The 16,025-nt window shown below is 61.4% G+C and carries 18 protein-coding genes; 6 read left to right on the forward strand and 12 right to left on the reverse strand.

The genetic code is table 11. The annotated features are described in order from the left end of the window. The 6 genes from P0D89_RS35895 to flhD all read right to left on the reverse strand — a co-directional run. Positions 1-990 (reverse strand): Hpt domain-containing protein (locus P0D89_RS35895; RefSeq protein ID WP_408377960.1); only part of this gene is annotated, 990 nt, incomplete at its 3' end. A gap of 88 nt (positions 991-1,078) precedes the next feature. Next, positions 1,079-1,456 carry a response regulator gene (locus P0D89_RS35900; RefSeq protein WP_408365624.1) on the reverse strand — a complete coding sequence of 126 codons (378 nt, stop codon included), beginning with the start codon at positions 1,454-1,456 and terminating at the stop codon, positions 1,079-1,081. An 84-nt stretch (positions 1,457-1,540) separates the two neighbouring features. Continuing rightward, the gene (gene motB, locus P0D89_RS35905; protein WP_408365622.1) at positions 1,541-2,548 is read right to left on the reverse strand and encodes a flagellar motor protein MotB; all 1,008 of its coding nucleotides are present in this window, start codon (positions 2,546-2,548) and stop codon (positions 1,541-1,543) included. 25 nt (positions 2,549-2,573) lie between these two features. Further along, positions 2,574-3,434 carry a flagellar motor stator protein MotA gene (gene motA / locus P0D89_RS35910; RefSeq protein WP_149669968.1) on the reverse strand — a complete coding sequence of 287 codons (861 nt, stop codon included), beginning with the start codon at positions 3,432-3,434 and terminating at the stop codon, positions 2,574-2,576. Between the two features lie 276 nt (positions 3,435-3,710). Beyond that, positions 3,711-4,271, reverse strand: coding sequence for a flagellar transcriptional regulator FlhC (gene flhC, locus P0D89_RS35915; protein WP_408365620.1), 561 nt, complete (start codon positions 4,269-4,271; stop codon positions 3,711-3,713). 51 nt (positions 4,272-4,322) lie between these two features. Beyond that, positions 4,323-4,643, reverse strand: coding sequence for a flagellar transcriptional regulator FlhD (flhD, locus tag P0D89_RS35920; protein WP_006050893.1), 321 nt, complete (start codon positions 4,641-4,643; stop codon positions 4,323-4,325). 732 nt (positions 4,644-5,375) lie between these two features. Here flhD and P0D89_RS35925 point away from each other — a divergent pair. Next, on the forward strand, positions 5,376-6,440 hold the full coding sequence (locus P0D89_RS35925) for a glycosyltransferase family 4 protein (RefSeq protein WP_408365618.1): 1,065 nt from the start codon (positions 5,376-5,378) through the stop codon (positions 6,438-6,440). A 290-nt stretch (positions 6,441-6,730) separates the two neighbouring features. Here P0D89_RS35925 and P0D89_RS35930 read toward each other — a convergent pair whose 3' ends face one another. Then, positions 6,731-7,033 carry an H-NS histone family protein gene (locus P0D89_RS35930; RefSeq protein ID WP_007179981.1) on the reverse strand — a complete coding sequence of 101 codons (303 nt, stop codon included), beginning with the start codon at positions 7,031-7,033 and terminating at the stop codon, positions 6,731-6,733. A gap of 286 nt (positions 7,034-7,319) precedes the next feature. Here P0D89_RS35930 and aqpZ point away from each other — a divergent pair, with 286 nt between their 5' ends. From aqpZ to P0D89_RS35945, 3 genes are all read left to right on the forward strand, one after another. Further along, positions 7,320-8,060 (forward strand): aquaporin Z, encoded by a 741-nt coding sequence (aqpZ, locus tag P0D89_RS35935; protein ID WP_408365617.1) that lies wholly within the window; start codon positions 7,320-7,322, stop codon positions 8,058-8,060. 171 nt (positions 8,061-8,231) lie between these two features. Beyond that, positions 8,232-8,927: a histidine phosphatase family protein gene (locus P0D89_RS35940; RefSeq protein WP_408365615.1), complete on the forward strand. Its 696-nt coding sequence runs from the start codon at positions 8,232-8,234 to the stop codon at positions 8,925-8,927. Between the two features lie 285 nt (positions 8,928-9,212). Beyond that, a complete protein-coding gene (locus tag P0D89_RS35945; RefSeq protein WP_408365613.1) occupies positions 9,213-9,524 on the forward strand; it encodes a PXPV repeat protein in 312 nt (103 codons plus the stop codon). 172 nt (positions 9,525-9,696) lie between these two features. Here P0D89_RS35945 and P0D89_RS35950 read toward each other — a convergent pair whose 3' ends face one another. Next, positions 9,697-10,518 (reverse strand): Cof-type HAD-IIB family hydrolase, encoded by an 822-nt coding sequence (locus P0D89_RS35950; RefSeq protein ID WP_408365611.1) that lies wholly within the window; start codon positions 10,516-10,518, stop codon positions 9,697-9,699. Positions 10,519-10,617: 99 nt separating this feature from the next. Then, positions 10,618-11,499 carry a glucosamine kinase nucleotide-binding domain-containing protein gene (locus tag P0D89_RS35955; protein ID WP_408365609.1) on the reverse strand — a complete coding sequence of 294 codons (882 nt, stop codon included), beginning with the start codon at positions 11,497-11,499 and terminating at the stop codon, positions 10,618-10,620. A 146-nt stretch (positions 11,500-11,645) separates the two neighbouring features. Between P0D89_RS35955 and P0D89_RS35960 the strand changes: the two genes are divergently transcribed. Beyond that, complete coding sequence (locus P0D89_RS35960; protein ID WP_408365607.1) at positions 11,646-12,242, forward strand: DNA-3-methyladenine glycosylase I; 597 nt, start codon at positions 11,646-11,648, stop codon at positions 12,240-12,242. Between the two features lie 432 nt (positions 12,243-12,674). Continuing rightward, positions 12,675-13,100, forward strand: a complete 426-nt coding sequence (locus P0D89_RS35965; RefSeq protein WP_408365605.1) for a hypothetical protein — start codon at positions 12,675-12,677, stop codon at positions 13,098-13,100. 235 nt (positions 13,101-13,335) lie between these two features. Here the strand turns inward: P0D89_RS35965 and rpsU are convergent, their stop codons facing one another. From rpsU to P0D89_RS35980, 3 genes are all read right to left on the reverse strand, one after another. Beyond that, positions 13,336-13,548, reverse strand: a complete 213-nt coding sequence (rpsU, locus tag P0D89_RS35970) for a 30S ribosomal protein S21 (RefSeq protein WP_006050883.1) — start codon at positions 13,546-13,548, stop codon at positions 13,336-13,338. A gap of 360 nt (positions 13,549-13,908) precedes the next feature. Then, positions 13,909-14,850, reverse strand: coding sequence for an aldo/keto reductase (locus tag P0D89_RS35975; RefSeq protein WP_408365603.1), 942 nt, complete (start codon positions 14,848-14,850; stop codon positions 13,909-13,911). Positions 14,851-15,280: 430 nt separating this feature from the next. Then, on the reverse strand, positions 15,281-15,949 hold the full coding sequence (locus tag P0D89_RS35980; RefSeq protein ID WP_408365601.1) for a class I SAM-dependent methyltransferase: 669 nt from the start codon (positions 15,947-15,949) through the stop codon (positions 15,281-15,283). Positions 15,950-16,025 lie beyond the last annotated feature (76 nt).

A 16,025-nucleotide genomic window follows, 5' to 3' on the forward strand; every position in this document is an offset into this window, starting at 1 on the left:
CGGCGCTGCCGGCGCGCTGGCCGGTGCGTCGAACAGCCCGTGCGCGGCCGCGCTGGCGGGCGCGGCGATGCCGGCCGCCGGTGCCGAAGATGCCGCGTGCTCCACTTGAGCCGCACGTGTTGCTTGCGCCGGGGTCGAGGCGGCAGCGTCGGGCGTTCCAGGTTCGCCTTGCTGCGTGTCGTCCACCGGTGCGTTGCCGCGGCCGATCAAGATCTGACTTTCGTCGATCACGAAACAGCACACGGCGATGATGTCGTCGGAGGTCACATCGGTCGCGAGCCACAGCATCAGATCGCCGCCGCTCTTGACCTGCCCGACTATGTTGCCCAGGTTGCCGAGCTCTTCGGCCAGCAGTTCCTGGTCCTTCTCACCAACGCCCCGTAGCGTAATTTTCAGATGAGGGCCGGTGTTGCCGGCGTTGCCGTCGACCGCGCCTGCCCCCACGGCTTGCCCGGTCTGTGCCGGTTCGCCGTCAGTCCATTCACCCGCCGCCTGCACCGCCTGTTCGACGACGTGCTCGGGCGGGGTGCCGCGTTGTGCTGCCACTGCGTGTGCTTCGACCGGTGCCGCTGCGCTGGCGGCCGGCGCGCCACCGATGCGGCTCTCCTCATTCAACTGTTCGAGCTTCGCGCAGATCGCGCGTGCCACCGCCGCGTCCGGCTCGGCGCTCGCCCGATAGTCGGCGAGCTGGCCGGACAACACGTCTTTGGTTTCGAGGAACGTGTCGATCATGTCCTTGCGCAGCACGAGTTCGTTGTTGCGCGCGCGATCGAGCAGCGATTCGAGAATGTGGGTCGTCTCCGTCAGCGCGGTAAAACCGAAGGTCGCCGCGCCGCCCTTGATCGAATGCGCCGCGCGGAAAATCGCCGCGAGGTCTTCCGGGTCCGGGTGAGCGAGATCCAGATTGAGCAGCAACTGCTCCATCTGCGCGAGCAGTTCGTCCGCTTCGTCGAAAAACGTCTGATAGAACTGAGTGATGTCGAGTGTCATGCCTGGGTCACCGCGAGAGTTCCTGTCTAGGCGTGGGCTACCGCGCCGCCGCGTCGAGAGCTTTCTATAACGTGTCTATGAGTGGCGCTTACGCGGGATCTGGTTCGGCCAGCGCCGCCACCAGTTCGGTCAGCATGTCGGGGTCGAGTGGCTTTTCGATCCAGCCTGTCGCGCCCGCCGCCCGCGCCGCCGACTTGAACGGCTCGCCCGATTCCGTCGTGAGGACGAGGATGGGCGTCGCCTGGTAAGCCGGGTTGCCGCGCAGCGCGGCGATCAGATCGAGGCCGGTCTTGCCCGGCATGTGCTGGTCGGTCAGCACCAGGTCGAACGACATCGCGAGCGCATTTTCGAGCCCTTCGTCGCCGTCCGCCGCGAGCGTCACCTCATAGCCGGCCGTCGTCAGCGTCGCGGCAAGCATTTGCCGCATCGATGCCGAATCGTCGACTGCCAGGATGTGCCTGATCATGAAAACCTCACTGCGCTTAACGCCAGGGATCGTCGGCCGTCCGCGCCCGTGAGGCGCATGATCGGGCCAGGCGATCGCTGTCTGTTACTGGGCCGCCGGCGCTGCCGCCGGCACCTTCGGAGCAACCGTCATCGGTTGCGCAAGTTTTTGCAGCAGCGGCTTGGAGCCGGCTGCATCGTCCGACAAGGTGGTCGTGGTGGAGTCGTCGTGATTCAACGCCTCCTCCGATTTTTTGTTCAGCACGATGATGCTGATGCGGCGGTTCTCCGGGTCCATCGGGTCCGCCTTGTTCAGGTTCTGCGTCGACGCGAGGCCGAGCACGCGCATCACCTTCGCCTCGTCCATGCCGCCGGCGACCAGTTCGCGGCGCGACGCATTGGCGCGATCCGCGGACAGTTCCCAGTTGCTGTAGCCCTTCTCGCCGCCAGCGTATTGCGCGGCATCGGTGTGCCCCTGCACGATGATGCGGTTCGGCACGTCGTTCAGCGTGTGGCCGATTTCGCGCAGGATGTCGCGCATGTACGGCTCCACCTGGTCTTTCGCGGTCGCGAACATCGGCCGCTTCTGCGAGTCGACGATCTCGATGCGCAAGCCGGTCAGCGTCGAGTCGATGCGGATCTGCTGCTTGAACTGGCGCAGCACCGGGTTCGCTTCGATCGCGGCCATCAGCTTGACCTGCAGATCGTGCAGGCGGACCTGTTCGCGACGCTCCAGCTCGCCCTGCAACTGTTTCATCGAATCTTCGTTGTTGTGCGAGACGCTGCGCTCGGCTTGGCTGCTCGAGCCGTCGGTGGAGCGCGTCACGCCTTGCGCGTCGGTCGAGATATCGCGGCCGCCGCCCTTCAAAATGCTCGAGTCCTCGGCGCTGCGGTCGCCGCCCCACAGCGTGATCTTCAACGGCTGGTTGAAGTAATCGGCGATGCCCTTCAACTGCACGGTGGACGCCGAACTCAGCAGCCACATCAGCAGGAAGAACGCCATCATCGCGGTCATGAAGTCCGCGTATGCGAGCTTCCACGCGCCGCCGTGGTGGCCGGATTTCTTCGGCGCGGAGCGCTTGACGACAATTGCGCGGTCTTTGTCCTTGCTCATCGGTTCGGTTCCGGGCGCGCTCTGATTACTTGGCCTTGACGCGGCGCACGTGCTCTTCCAGCTCGGCGAACGACGGGCGTTCGGTCGAGAAGAGCACCTTGCGGCCGAACTCGACAGCAATCGCCGGCGCGTAACCGTTCAGGCTCGCGAGAATCGTCACCTTGATGCACTGGAACATCTTGGTCGACTCGGTCACGCGCTGTTCGGCGACGCTCGCGAGCGGGCTGATCAATCCGTACGAAAGCAGAATGCCGAGGAAAGTGCCGACCAGCGCCTGCGCGATCATCTCGCCGAGCACCGCCGGCGGCTTGTCGGCCGAGGCCATCGTGTGCACCACGCCCATCACCGCCGCCACGATGCCGAACGCCGGCATCGCGTCGCCGACCTTGGTCAGCGCATGCGCGGGCGCTTCGCCTTCGTGGTGATGCGTCTCGATCTCCTCGTCCATCAGACTTTCGATCTCGAACGCGTTCATGTTGCCGCCGACCATCAGACGCAGGTAGTCGGTCAGGAACTCGATGATGTGATGGTCGGCGAGAATCTTCGGGTACTGGGTGAAGATCGGGCTCTTCGACGGATCATCGATATCGGCTTCCAGCGTCAGCGTGCCTTCCTTGCGCGCCTTGGCCAGCAGGACGTAGAGGAGCGCCATCAGCTCCATGTAGACGTCCTTGTTGTACTTCGCGCCCTTGAACAGGGTCGGAATGACGCGCAGCGTCGCCTTGATGGTCTTCATTCCGTTACCGAGAATGAACGCGCCGAGACCGGCGCCGACGATCATCAGCACTTCAACGGGCTGCAGCAGCGCGCCGAGATGACCGCCTTCCAGCGCGTAACCGCCGAAAACGGACAAAAGCGTCACGAGTGTTCCCACGAAAATCAGCACTGCCGAGCCCTCACAAAGAAGCGACGGTAACCGTCGTTAATCTGGTTTACGGCAACGGGACAGAAAACTTTGGTGGAAAAGCGGGTCGTTGGTCTGGAGTAAACCAGAGGCGCGCAGCGGCGCAGCGAGGACGGCCAGCGCCCACTGGGCACGAGTCGTCGCGAGAATAGCTGCGCAGATGGCGCCGGATGGCCGGGAAGCCTTGCGCCACGGCCCACGCCGGCCGTCAGGCGGAAAAGCCAGCCGCGCGGTACGGACCGCCCGCGCGGCAGCGGCTCACACGGCCAGCGCGGCGAGACTCTCGCGGGCTTGGGCGTCGGCAAATTTCTTTGTCTTACCCGCCCGCGACGGCGGCTGGCACAGCCCGCACACGAACGCATGCTGCGGATCGTGCGCGTGTGCGACGAAACGTCCACCGCAACGGCAGCAGGCGGTCATCTGCAGCATGCCGGAGTCGAAAAAGCGCACGAGTGTCCACGCGCGCGTGAGGCTGAGTACCGGCTCGTCGTCGTGCAGCTGGACGTGCTCCAGATAGAGCCGGTAACTCTTCACGATCGACTGGATCGTCAGGCAGCCGCCGTGGCCGGCCATGAAACAGTAAATGTTGTAGAACAGCGATGAGTGAAAATTCGGCTGCCAGGTCATGAACCAGTCGGTCGAAAACGGCAACATGCCCTTGGGCGGCGACACCCCTTTCAGTTCCTTGTACAGCTTGATGAGCCGGTCGCGCGACAGACTGGTTTCCGCTTCCAGCAATTGCAAACGCGCGCCAAGTTCGATCAGTTCGATGGCCAGGGTGATTTCCCTGACTTCGAGTACGACGCTTTTATAGGCCATCCGCTCGCCGATCTCCCTGCCCGATCGCTTTGTGTGACAGAGACACTGCCATCAGCCGAGTTGCTCGACGGGCTGGCTCGCCATCAGGATCGCGGAATGCGCCTGGGCCACGGCGCTCGACTTGCCTTTGTCCGCGAGCGCGGACAGCACGGCATGGTCGTCGAAACGGAAACGGCACAACACCTGGTTGGACGCCGCCAGCTTGACGGTCTGCGCCAACGACAGATTGGCCAGCACATCGGCTAGCTGGTCGGAAATCCCCATGCGAAACATGCCCATCGGCTTGTCTTCGCGCAGCAGGCGCTGCGCGAGCAGGAGATACGACAGATTGACTTCTCTGATCTCATTGAGCATTTCGCTTGTCGCGCTCATTGATTCCCCCGGGGTATATCTGGCTGGTCAGGCCGTTACGGAAACGTTTGCTCGAATGCGCGCACTAAAACCGCACGCATCGGCTCGTTTCTGGTCTTGCAAGCATTGTGGCGAAAGGGGAAGCGGTCGGAAATCGGAGAGACACCCAGCTTGTTTGACGGATTAATCCGTCATTGTTGTAGGAATTTTTCCTACAAAGGCAAATGCGTGGAAAAACGGAATTGACCGAAATGGCGCCAAGCTTGGGACGCGTAATGCGCGTTAAATATTCTTGTGTGGCGGAGATCAACTAACTGGTGAGTTCCCGATGACTCATCATCCGCACCATTTGCGGCGGTGAAAAAGATTATAAGACTTTTCATGCCTCTGCAATGTGACTGCGTTAAAGGCTCCCTTAACACTTGAGCACGACTCGGGCACGCGGATTGCTAGTCTTCGTCAGCCATTATTCAGCGTTTGATTATGCCGGGCGTACCGCCCGTCCCGACTATCGGGACGGGCGCCCAGATGACCTGTAACGGGCGGTGTTTCGCGCTGTAACAACCTTAAGTGTTTGAAAAATGACTCGAATTAGCGCGGCCGATCCCGATAATGGAGGCTAAGGGATTACCCGATGCAGTTTCGGAGCACCCCCGGGCGGCGGCTTACCGCGCCCAACCGTCCGTCAGGCATTCGCTCCTCGCTCTATTCGAGCGCCGCTGTGCGAAGCCGTTGTGAACAGGAGAAAACCGCATGCGAATCGCACAAATTGCGCCGCTGTATGAAGCCGTCCCGCCGAAACTTTATGGCGGCACTGAACGCGTCGTGTCGTATCTGACCGAAGCCCTGGTCGATCTCGGCCACGATGTCACGCTGTTCGCGAGCGGCGACTCGGTCACGTCAGCGAACCTCGAAGCATGCTGGCCGCGCGCGCTGCGCCTCGATCCGACGATCCGCGACGCGCTGGCGCCGCACGTGCTGATGATGGAAAACGTGCGCAAGATCGCGCATGAGTTCGACGTGCTGCACTTTCACCTCGACTACATGCCGTTCCCGCTCTTCACCACGATGGATACGCCGTTCGTGACCACGCTGCACGGCCGCCTCGATCTGCCGGAACTGCAACCGGTGTTCGACGCTTTTTCCAACGTGCCGGTGGTGTCGATTTCCGATTCGCAGCGCCTGCCGCTGCCGCAGGCGAACTGGCTCAACACTATTTATCACGGCCTGCCGGAACAGTTGCTGACGCCGCAGGCGCACAAGAAGCCGGAGTACCTGGCGTTCCTCGGTCGAATTTGCCCGGAAAAGCGCGTCGATACAGCTATCAAGATCGCTGCACAAAGCGGTTTGCCGCTGAAGATCGCCGCCAAGGTGGACAAGGTCGACCAGGAGTATTTCAAGCGTGAGATCGAGCCGTTGCTGTCGATGGCGCACGTGGAGTTCGTCGGCGAGATCAACGAAGCGCAGAAGCCCGAGTTTCTGTCCGGGGCGAAGGCGTTGCTTTTCCCGATCGACTGGTCGGAGCCGTTCGGCCTCGTGATGATCGAATCGATGGCGTGCGGCACGCCGGTGATCGCGTTCAACCGCGGTTCGGTGCCAGAAGTGATCGACCACGGCGTGACTGGCTACATCGTCGAGGACGTGCAAGGCGCGGTGGCCGCGCTGCAGCGTCTGGACGAGTTGTCGCGCACTGAAATTCGCGCGCAATTCGAGCGCCGCTTCAGTTCCAGAACGATGGCGCAGAATTACGTCGACGGTTATTCGACGCTGATCGAAGCGACCCGTCGCCCCGTGCTGCGTCAGGTCGCGGTGGGCTAAGCGGCAGGCTTAAGCCGGCCGGTGTTTTTGCGCTGCCAGCTTTAGCCGTTTACTGCTCCTGCGTTCAGCTGCGGGCCTTCCGGTTTGCGGTAAATGGCAGGTAAATTCGACTGTGAATCGTTTGCGGAGGCAGAAATCACGTTTATTCCGCCTCTTGTACAAAAAAGCCGCCCGGTGGGCGGCTTTTTTAATAGGGGGATGGATGCGCTTCCAGCCCGATTGACACTCAGCAAATAAAAACGGGGCTTCGGACAACCTTCAATTGGCTTTCGTCCTGAGCGGCAGCGGGTTCAAGCCGCGCCAATCAAAAAGCGCTCGCGATTCTTGCCGACAATCCACTTGGGCGGCTTACCGCGACCGCTCCACGTATTGCCCGATTTCGGGTCCTGATATTTCGCCGGCAGCGGCGCCTTTTTGGGCGGCCGTCCACGCTTGGCGGCAACTGCAAAGCCGAGGTCCTGAGCGGTAAGACCGTATTCAGCGATCTTTTGGCGGATGTCGGCGACGACATTGTCTATTTCAGTACGCCGCGCTTCTTCTGCTTGTGCCTGCAATTTGGCGATCTGCGCCTTGAGGTCTGCGTATTGAGACATTCGGTTCTCCCCTTTTCTAGAACTCATTTGACGGCAGACTAACTGCAATTATAAAAATTCGCAATGGCCAGTAATACCAATTTAGGAATCTATCCTCTGATAATTATTAAACGTCTTGAATTGCAAAGCGGCGACTTTATCTGGTAATAATAGTAAATCCCACTCTGCATTGACAATTCTTGACACTCAATTTGGCCGTCTTTGCCTAGAATTGCGCGCTCAAGGCATACATCCACGGTTAGCCGTGCGTGTTCTCAAAGCGTCACACTTTTTAGGAATACCAATCATGCAGTTGTCAAAGCGGCTTGCCGCCGAGCTGTTCGGCACTTTCTGGCTCGTGCTCGGGGGCTGCGGCAGCGCGGTCCTCGCCGCGAATTTTGCCGGCCCGGTCCACGGTTTGGGCATTGGCTTTGTGGGCGTGTCGCTGGCATTCGGCTTGACCGTTCTGACAATGGCTTACGCAATCGGTCATATTTCCGGCTGTCATCTGAATCCGGCCGTGAGCGTCGGGCTGACCGTCGCCGGGCGTTTTCCGGCTCGCGACCTCGTGCCGTATATCGCCGCGCAAGTGGTCGGCGCTGTGCTGGCTGCGCTGGCGTTGTCGGTAATCGCGTCAGGCAAGCCGGAATTCGATCTCGTCGCCAGCGGTTTCGCCAGCAACGGCTACGGCGATCGCTCGCCGGGCCACTACTCGCTCGCCGCGGCATTCGTGTGCGAAGTGGTGATGACCGGCTTCTTCCTGTTCGTCATCCTGGGCGCAACCGACAAGCGCGCGCCGGCCGGCTTCGCGCCGATCGCGATTGGCCTGTGCCTGACGTTGATCCACCTTATTTCGATTCCGGTCACCAACACGTCGGTCAATCCGGCGCGTTCCACCGGCCCGGCGCTGTTCGTCGGCGGCGCAGCCGTGGACCAGTTGTGGATGTTCTGGGTCGCGCCGATCATCGGGGCGGTGATCGCGGGAGTGCTTTATCCGCTAATCGCGGAGAACGGCGGCGCTGGCTCACAGGAACTCGCGCTCGACTGATCGGCGGGTGCTTTATCCAGCAAGTCAAAGCGGGCGCAACGGCGCCCGTTCTTGTTTTGGCGCAAACGACGCTGTTTGCCCGAAGGTCCGGCAGCGGGGCGGTCTGACAGTAGCAAGGCATGACCCGCTGCTAGAATTGGGCGACTTCCCAGGCTTGCACAGGTGCTACCGATGAACCGTTTCCGCGGATTCCTGCATGGCGTCGCACTCGCCCTCGGCGGCTTGTGCGTCAACGTAGCGGCGCTGCCCACCGCGTATGCGGCCGATGGCAACACCGAAACGCTGGTCTTCGTTCGGCATGGCGAGAAGCCCGCGCAGGGCTACGGGCAACTCAACTGTCAGGGCCTGAACCGCGCGCTGGCGCTGCCGGCGGTGATCGCTGCGAAGTTCGGCAAACCCGATGCGATTTATGCGCCGGACCCCGGCCAGCAGAAAGACGATAGTGGCCATCCCTATTACTACATTCGTCCGCTGGCGACGGTCGAGCCGACCGCCATCCAGTTTCAAATGCCGGTGCAAACGCCGTATGGCTTCGCTCAGATCGACCAGCTCGGCACGGCGCTCGTGAATCCGGCCAATCGCAACAAGCTGATCGTCGTGGCGTGGGAGCACAAACTGATCGTGAAGTTATTGCGCCAGATGCTGAGTGCTCATGGAGGCAATGCAGCCGATGTGCCGAACTGGCAAAGCGACGACTTCGACAGTATTTATATCGTGCGGCTCGACTGGCAAAACGGCACGGCGCGCGCCAGTTTCAAACGAGACCGCGAGGGGCTGGACGGACGCGCGACCGATTGTCCTTGCGCCGCGCTGCCGGGTACGCCATCGGCGGCTGCTTTCAGTGCTTCCGGCAATGCGACAGATTAATCGGGTAATACAGATGTAAGCCGCGATTACGCACACTGCGGCCCGATTCCCGCCGGGTGGGACGCCGAACGCGCACTGCTATCGCGGAACGAGACGAAAAACCTTATTGGGCTTGGCTTCACGTGGTTCGTGCATAAGCCGCGCTCCGATTGAACTCTGTGCTGCGCTCCTTTCAAATGCTGCGACGATGCTTGCAGTCCGTAACATCTGGTCGCAGTACCCGCCGGATTGAATGCGTACATTGAACCTGTGCGACACACCTACGTCGCTTCACAGGAGAACAACATGAAACGCATCGTCACTCACTTGCTGGTTGCTGCTGGACTTGCGGCGGGCGCATGCGGTGTCGCGCAAGCGCATACGGATCTGAATATCGGCCTGTCGCTCGGCGCACCGGTCTATGCGCGGCCGGCCCCCGTCTACGCCGCGCCGCAGCCGGTGTACTACGGCGGCTGGAACAATCGCTGGAACAATCGTTACGACCATCGCGATTATCGCGACGACCGCCGGTATGACCGAGGCTGGAATCACAACGACAACGATCGCCACTGGGGTCACGATGATCGGGGCGACCATCGCGGCGGGTGGCATGGTTGATCGATCGCGGCGCGAGCCAGTGAATCACGGCGGCTGATCGTCAGCCTTGGGGGGTAAGTCGACCGCAGCTTGCCGTCTCGTGCCGGCGTAGACCACATAGCGCTGCGGCAGAAAGTTAGCGCGTCAAAAAACGGTCCGCATTCCATGAACATGGATGCGGGCCGATTCCGTTTCAGGACGCCAATTCGTCGTTGAGCGAGAACAGCTTGCGCAAGTGATGCGCGACGCCCGCTTCGAAGTTGTTGCCGATGCGCGGTATGTGCGGCAGAAGCGCGATGAGGTCAGGATTGGCATTGTTCATCATGAACGGATGACCGGCCGTTTCCAGCAGGTCGATATCGTTCATGTTGTCACCGAACGCGACGCACTGCGATGCATCGACGCCGAGCCGCTCGAGCACGATCTGTAACGCGCGTCCCTTCGATACGTTCGACGTCATCACTTCCAGACAATCCGGCAGCGAATAGGTCACATACAGATCGTCGCCGAATTCGCGCGCGAGATTCGCAGCGATCGGCGCGAGATCCGCGGGGTCGCCGATATAGAGCGCTTTCGCGATGTCGACGCCATCGTGATTCGGCAGATCGGTCACTTCGTAAGTGAAGCCCGAGTCTTGATGGAACTTCAGCAGATCCGGCGCATCGCGGTCGATCAGCCACGCCTGGTCGGCGAACAGGTTGACGATCACGCGGCCATGCGAGCCGACGATCTCCGGTTGCACGAGGCGCTGGACGATGGCCGGCGGCAGATCGTCGGCGTGGATCACCGAGTTGTCCGGCGCATGGATGCGCGCGCCGTTCGACGTGATCAGATACGGACTGATACCCAGCAGATCGCGAATGCCCGCGACGTCGCAATAATGCCGCCCCGTCGCGATCACGAACCGCAGCCCGTCGCTTTCCAGTTTGCGGACGGTGGCGACGGTGAACGGATCCACCTGATGATCGGCGTTGAGCAGCGTGCCGTCGAGATCGGTGGCGATGACTTTGTACATGATATTAGCGGTTGGGGCAGCGTCGAAGACCGTATTTTACCGTTGTCGGATGCGCACCCAGGATCGGCGGCTGGCGAGGAGATTCTCAGCCAGCAATACTCAGCCAGCCAGATGCGCGGCTTCGCGCTGCGCGAGCTGCAGTCCACCATGCGCCGAATCCGCCAGGGGCTCGCGCAAACGCGCCTGATAGCGCTGCGGCACATACTCGCGCAACGGTGCGCCAAGTCCGCCGCACAACGCGACGGGCAAGCTTTCCGAGGCATCCAGCGCTTCAATCATCTTGCCCACTTCGACGCCGGCCTCGCCGAGCAGTCGTGAGGCGAACGGATGCGTGCGATGCGCGATCGCGACTGGCGCGAGGCTCGCGTAAGCCGTCTGATTGGCCGCGCAGAGCCAGACGACGAGACTCTCGCGGTCCTGTGCGCCGGTATGCGCGAGCAGCGCCCGCGCAAGGTCGTCGATGGGCGCGCGCCCGTCGAGCGCCTGCTGCGCATGCACGATCACCCGTAGTCCGAGCCACGCGCCGCTCGCCTCGTCGCCCGATGGAAAGCCGTAGCCGCTGGCAACCCGGCATTCGCCGTCGTCATCGAGCGAAGCCGCCACGCTGCCGGTGCCAAGCGCAACGATCACGCCGGGCGCGCCGCCGTGTGCTCCCAGTAAGGTCGTATAAGCGTCGCTTTCCACGGCAAGTCCGGCGACCCTGGGCGCTTGTGCGTGAAACCCGGCGAGCCAGTCACGATTGTTGACGCCCGCCAATCCACAACCCAGCACGCAGCGCGACCAGTCCAGGCTTACGCCGGCGCGTTTGAACGCTTCCCCGCAGCCTGCCTCGATCGACTGCCACGCCCGCTCGATGCCGAGCCCCAAACCCGACGGCCCGCTTGCCGCCTGCGCCAGTTCGCGGCCCTGCGCGTCGCCGAGCACGACGCGCGTGCCGCTGCCGCCGCCGTCAATGCCGATCAGAAAGAAGTCTTTGTTCATCGAATCGAATGATTTCCGTGAATGAATAACGCGTAGCGTGGCAGGTCAGATTCAATCCGGCAATCGGCCAAATGGCCAGCTTGCGGTACGGCCAGCTTCAGCTATGCTGGCGGGCGACACGACAACGGACACGTGGGAGCGCGACAGTGACACAGCGATGCAACTGGGTATCGAGCGAAGCGCTCGCACAGTATCACGACACCGAATGGGGCGTACCCTCGCGCGACGACCGTCATCTTTTCGAGATGCTCGTGCTGGAGGGCGCGCAGGCGGGTTTGTCGTGGTCGACGATTCTCAACAAGCGGGCCGGCTACCGCCGCGCGTTCGCCGACTTCGACATCGACAAGGTCGCGCGCTTTACGCCGAAGCGCGTGGAGAAGCTGGTGATCGACGAAAGCATCGTGCGCCACCGCGGCAAGATCGAAGCAGCCATCAGCAACGCCCGCGCGGTGCAGCAGATTCAGGCCGAGCACGGATCGCTTGCCAACTTCGTCTGGTCGTTCGTCGATCAGACGCCGATCCAGAACGATTGGGCCTCGTACAAACAGGCGCCCGCATCGACGGACGTGTCGGATGCGCTAAGCAAAGGGCTGAAACGCTATGGCTGCAAGTTCGTCGGCTCGACGATCTGTTATGCGTTCATGCAAGCGGTCGGGATGGTGAACGATCACGAGACGAGCTGCATGTGTCGCGCGCGATGCGCGACGCTGGGCAAGAAGGGGCGTAGTCGCAACGCGGGTTGAGTGAGCGCGATTTGCTCTGGATGGATGCGGCCTGCTTCCGCCCGGTGACGCCTGTTGCCGCTTAGTGCCGCGGCTCTAACAAACGACCGGCGCCTAGGGAAACTCCGGAGCACCGCGGCTCGCCAACCGGCGTTTGCCTGTCGGCGCAAGGCCGCGCGGACCGAAATCGACGCGCGACGTGTCACGAGGGCGGCTCCATAACGCCATCCGACAAAGATCCTCTGCGCTTCTCGCGCGCGCCGGTCGTTATAGGGTTATGGGCACAGAGCGGGGAGAACGCTGGGTCTTTCCTCGCCGGACGTCACGCGCAAAACCGGGAATTGAAGGCTTTTCGCCACCCTAGTCCGGACTTCGCCCAGTGGCGCGCGCCGGATACTACTGCTTATGTGTTCAAACAACGAATAACCGCTGCGTTAGCACGGGAGACCAACCATGAAAACACTTAGCTTCCTGCTGCATCAGGATATTTTCGATCAGGCCGTGGCTCATCTGTTCGAGCAGAAGCGCGCCGCACTGCTGCCGCGTGGCGGCGGGGCTTATCGAGGCTATTGCGGCGGATGCCCGGTCGGCAGTTTCATCAGGCCGCGCGACTATATGACCGCAATGGAAGGCATTCCGGTGCGCAATATCGCCAAAACGCCGGTCGAGGTGCCCTCTTACATGGATATCGGCGTATCCGCGCTGAAGAAAGCGCTTCTGCGTGCGCGCATCAATGTGTACGACCCAGCCACCGTCGATCTGCTCAGCTGCCTGCAAAACGTCCATGACGCATTCGGCACGTGGGAATGGCGCGAGCGCCTAGGCTCGATCGCCCGGCAGTTTGGCCTGTCCGCCGAGCGGCTCAAGAGCGCTGCTTAACCAAATAACCGAACCAAACGGACTTCCCGGAGGCGACGGCACCGCTAGATCGCGCACTGTCGCTCGGTTTGGCCGGGGCCGCTACGCCTCACGGCGCCACCACTCAGCCAGCATTTCATCTACTTCGCCGGTTGCGTACTGCAAACTGGCCCCCGAAAGGGTGCGCCCAAAAGCAAAACGGCGATGTGGCCTCTTTCGAAGCTCACACCGCCGTTCGGCGTGTAAAAAAGCGTGCTTAGTGCAGCTTTTTCGGCAGCATCTGGCTGCGCAGGCGCTTGTGCAGGCGCTTCACAGCAGCAGCCTTCTTACGCTTACGTGCCGTGGTCGGCTTTTCGTACGATTGACGCTCACGCAGTTCAGCGATCAGGCCATTCTTTTCGATTGCGCGACGAAAGCGGCGAATTGCCACTTCGAACGGCTCGTTTTCCTTCAGAAGAATCGTCGTCATGTAATTCCTAACTCAATCACTTGATACGGGTTAATTTGCGTGGCGGCAGACCGCTCACGCGCCGGCCCTCCGGTCGTTTCAATTCATGGCCAGTAACAGGCAAACGCGGGAAAAACCCGGCCAAACCACGAATAAAACGAGAGGCAAAGCGGCCACGGAGGCCGGAAAAGAGAGGTGGGGAGTTCACCGCGGAACGCGGACAGACGTGCTGCAATTGCCGCGCCTGTTGCCGTTTCGCCAACCTTTCATCAATGAAAAACACTGACGAAACAGGCAAAGATCTCAATTCACTCCCAATGATATCAGGAAACTCCCCATCCTACCAGGGGTTTGGCGAACGCGCCAAGCGTCCCGGTGCGATCAGACGCTCGCCTCGTCCAGTTCGCGGATGTCGTCGCCGGTCAACATCAGATGGACGGCGGCCGCGAGGCTTTTGAGCTGCTCGACCGAGGTCGCGCTGGCGATCGGGGCCGTCACGCTCGGGCGGGCGATCAGCCACGCCAGCGCGATGGTGGCCGGCGTACTGCCGTGCCGTTCGGCGACACGATCGAGCGCGCTCAGAATCCGCAAGCCGCGCTCGTTCAGATACTTTTCGACCCGGCTGCCGCGCGCCTTACCGGCCAGATCCGCCTGCGACCGGTACTTGCCGGACAGAAAGCCGCTCGCCAGACTGTAGTAGACCACCACGCCGAGCTGATTGGCGAGCGCCACCGGCTCGATATCGCGCTCATAGTCCGCGCGATCGTACAAGTTGTACTCCGGCTGCAGCAGCTGATACTCCGGCAGTCCGTGCTGGCGGGACACGGCGAGCGCTGTGTCGATGCGCGCGCCGCTGTAGTTCGACGCGCCGATCACCCGCACCTTGCCCGCCTCGATCAGCTTCTGATAAGCGCCGAGCGTTTCGGTCAGCGGCGTTTCAGTGTCGTCGTCGTGCGAGAAATAGACGTCGATGTGATCAGTTTGCAAGCGCCGCAGCGAATCTTCGACCGCTGCCTGAATGTTGGCCGCCGACAAGCCTTTGCGCTGCTGATGTTTCGAAACCTTGGTGGCGAGCACGATCTTGTCGCGCTTGCCGCTTTGACGGAACCATTTGCCGATGATGCTTTCCGACTCGCCGCCCTGGTTTCCGGGCACCCATGCCGAGTAGACGTCGGCGGTGTCGATGAAATCGAGCCCGGCATCGACGAACGCATCGAGGATCGAAAACGACGCGGCTTCGTCGGCGGTCCAGCCGAAAACAATGCCGCCGAACATAAGCGGCGCGACATGTATTTCGGAACGGCCGATTCTGCGCTTTTGCATGATTTCCCCACGATCAATAACCAGCGAGCGAACGAGAATACGCCGACTTTGAATTCGCTGCAGCGCATCCGCCGATGCCAACGGGGTGTTTGGGCTTATGACTTAGTCAGGAGATTTTGTGTGCTCACGGGCAATGTCCGCCTGCGTACGCTGCGCCTGCGGATAAGCCAGGCTCGCACGAGGCGATTGGCGTGCGCGTCCACAAGGACGCGATGAATCGGGATCGTTCAGGACGCGGCGCGATTGGCCGGATTCAGAATTGCGCGACGCGTTGATACTGATTCGCATGGCCAGCCGCCTGCATGGCCGCCCGATATTCGGCGCCCAACTCGGTCTGGGCCAACTCGCGCTCGAAGTACCCGTCGGCGACGTACCATTGTTGCGTGATACGTGTTTTCGGTCGGCGTAAATAAGCCGTAATCACACCCGCTCACACTACGACTGCCCTGAACACGTACTGGAGTGCTTTCGCGTCCTCGACGGCGAGGTTGGCATCGGCACCCGCTGCACTCGCCATCGCACGAATAACCGGCAGAAAGGCTTCGCGTTGCGGTTCGTTAAAGATCCGGGCCTTGCCAGCATCGACGACAAACCCCGCATCGCGAAACATCTCTAGCATCGTGACGCGCGTGAACCAGCGGATATGCGTCCGGTCGAACAAGCCGGAATCCTGATACCGGAAATCGCCCATGCTCAAACGGGCCTGCACGCTCCAGTGCTGCGCATTGGGAATGCACGCAACGACGCAGCCTCCGCGATCCAGTGACCCACGGATCTTTTTTAACAGTGCCCAAGGATCGTAAAGATGCTCGAGCACGTCTCCGAAGACCCAGCAATCGGCATCGAAGTCCGTGCGAATTTGCTCGACGGGTACCCGTTCGATATCCACATCGACCACACGGTCACAGTGTTCGCGCGCCATCTGGGCATAGGCCAGGACGATTTCGGTACCGGTGTAGTGCACTCCCGGATTCAATTTTTTGTATTCGCGCGCCAGTGCTCCGGAACTGCAGCCCACTTCCACCACGCGCCGGGCACCTGGTGGCATGAGGTTGAGTAAGTCCGGGTTGTGATTCTGGTGAACAGGAGTTTGATCCAATGTGAGCTCCGGTGGATATCGCTAAGGTGGACTGTGAAGGCGTCTCGACGATCCAGGGTCGGACCTAGTCCCGGAA

It is taken from the genome of Paraburkholderia sp. RL18-085-BIA-A (assembly GCF_046027075.1).
Taxonomy (GTDB): domain Bacteria; phylum Pseudomonadota; class Gammaproteobacteria; order Burkholderiales; family Burkholderiaceae; genus Paraburkholderia.

Coding starts and splice junctions, on each gene's coding strand:
- rpsU (WP_006050883.1), bottom strand. CDS start 13,548: ATGACGACGATTCTTCTGAAGGAAAACGAGCCGTTCGAAGTGGCAATT.
- flhC (WP_408365620.1), bottom strand. CDS start 4,271: ATGGCCTATAAAAGCGTCGTACTCGAAGTCAGGGAAATCACCCTGGCC.
- P0D89_RS35930 (WP_007179981.1), bottom strand. CDS start 7,033: ATGTCTCAATACGCAGACCTCAAGGCGCAGATCGCCAAATTGCAGGCA.
- flhD (WP_006050893.1), bottom strand. CDS start 4,643: ATGAGCGCGACAAGCGAAATGCTCAATGAGATCAGAGAAGTCAATCTG.
- P0D89_RS35900 (WP_408365624.1), bottom strand. CDS start 1,456: ATGATCAGGCACATCCTGGCAGTCGACGATTCGGCATCGATGCGGCAA.
- P0D89_RS35975 (WP_408365603.1), bottom strand. CDS start 14,850: ATGCAAAAGCGCAGAATCGGCCGTTCCGAAATACATGTCGCGCCGCTT.
- aqpZ (WP_408365617.1), top strand. CDS start 7,320: ATGCAGTTGTCAAAGCGGCTTGCCGCCGAGCTGTTCGGCACTTTCTGG.
- P0D89_RS35950 (WP_408365611.1), bottom strand. CDS start 10,518: ATGTACAAAGTCATCGCCACCGATCTCGACGGCACGCTGCTCAACGCC.
- P0D89_RS35925 (WP_408365618.1), top strand. CDS start 5,376: ATGCGAATCGCACAAATTGCGCCGCTGTATGAAGCCGTCCCGCCGAAA.
- P0D89_RS35940 (WP_408365615.1), top strand. CDS start 8,232: ATGAACCGTTTCCGCGGATTCCTGCATGGCGTCGCACTCGCCCTCGGC.
- P0D89_RS35955 (WP_408365609.1), bottom strand. CDS start 11,499: ATGAACAAAGACTTCTTTCTGATCGGCATTGACGGCGGCGGCAGCGGC.
- P0D89_RS35965 (WP_408365605.1), top strand. CDS start 12,675: ATGAAAACACTTAGCTTCCTGCTGCATCAGGATATTTTCGATCAGGCC.
- P0D89_RS35945 (WP_408365613.1), top strand. CDS start 9,213: ATGAAACGCATCGTCACTCACTTGCTGGTTGCTGCTGGACTTGCGGCG.
- motB (WP_408365622.1), bottom strand. CDS start 2,548: ATGAGCAAGGACAAAGACCGCGCAATTGTCGTCAAGCGCTCCGCGCCG.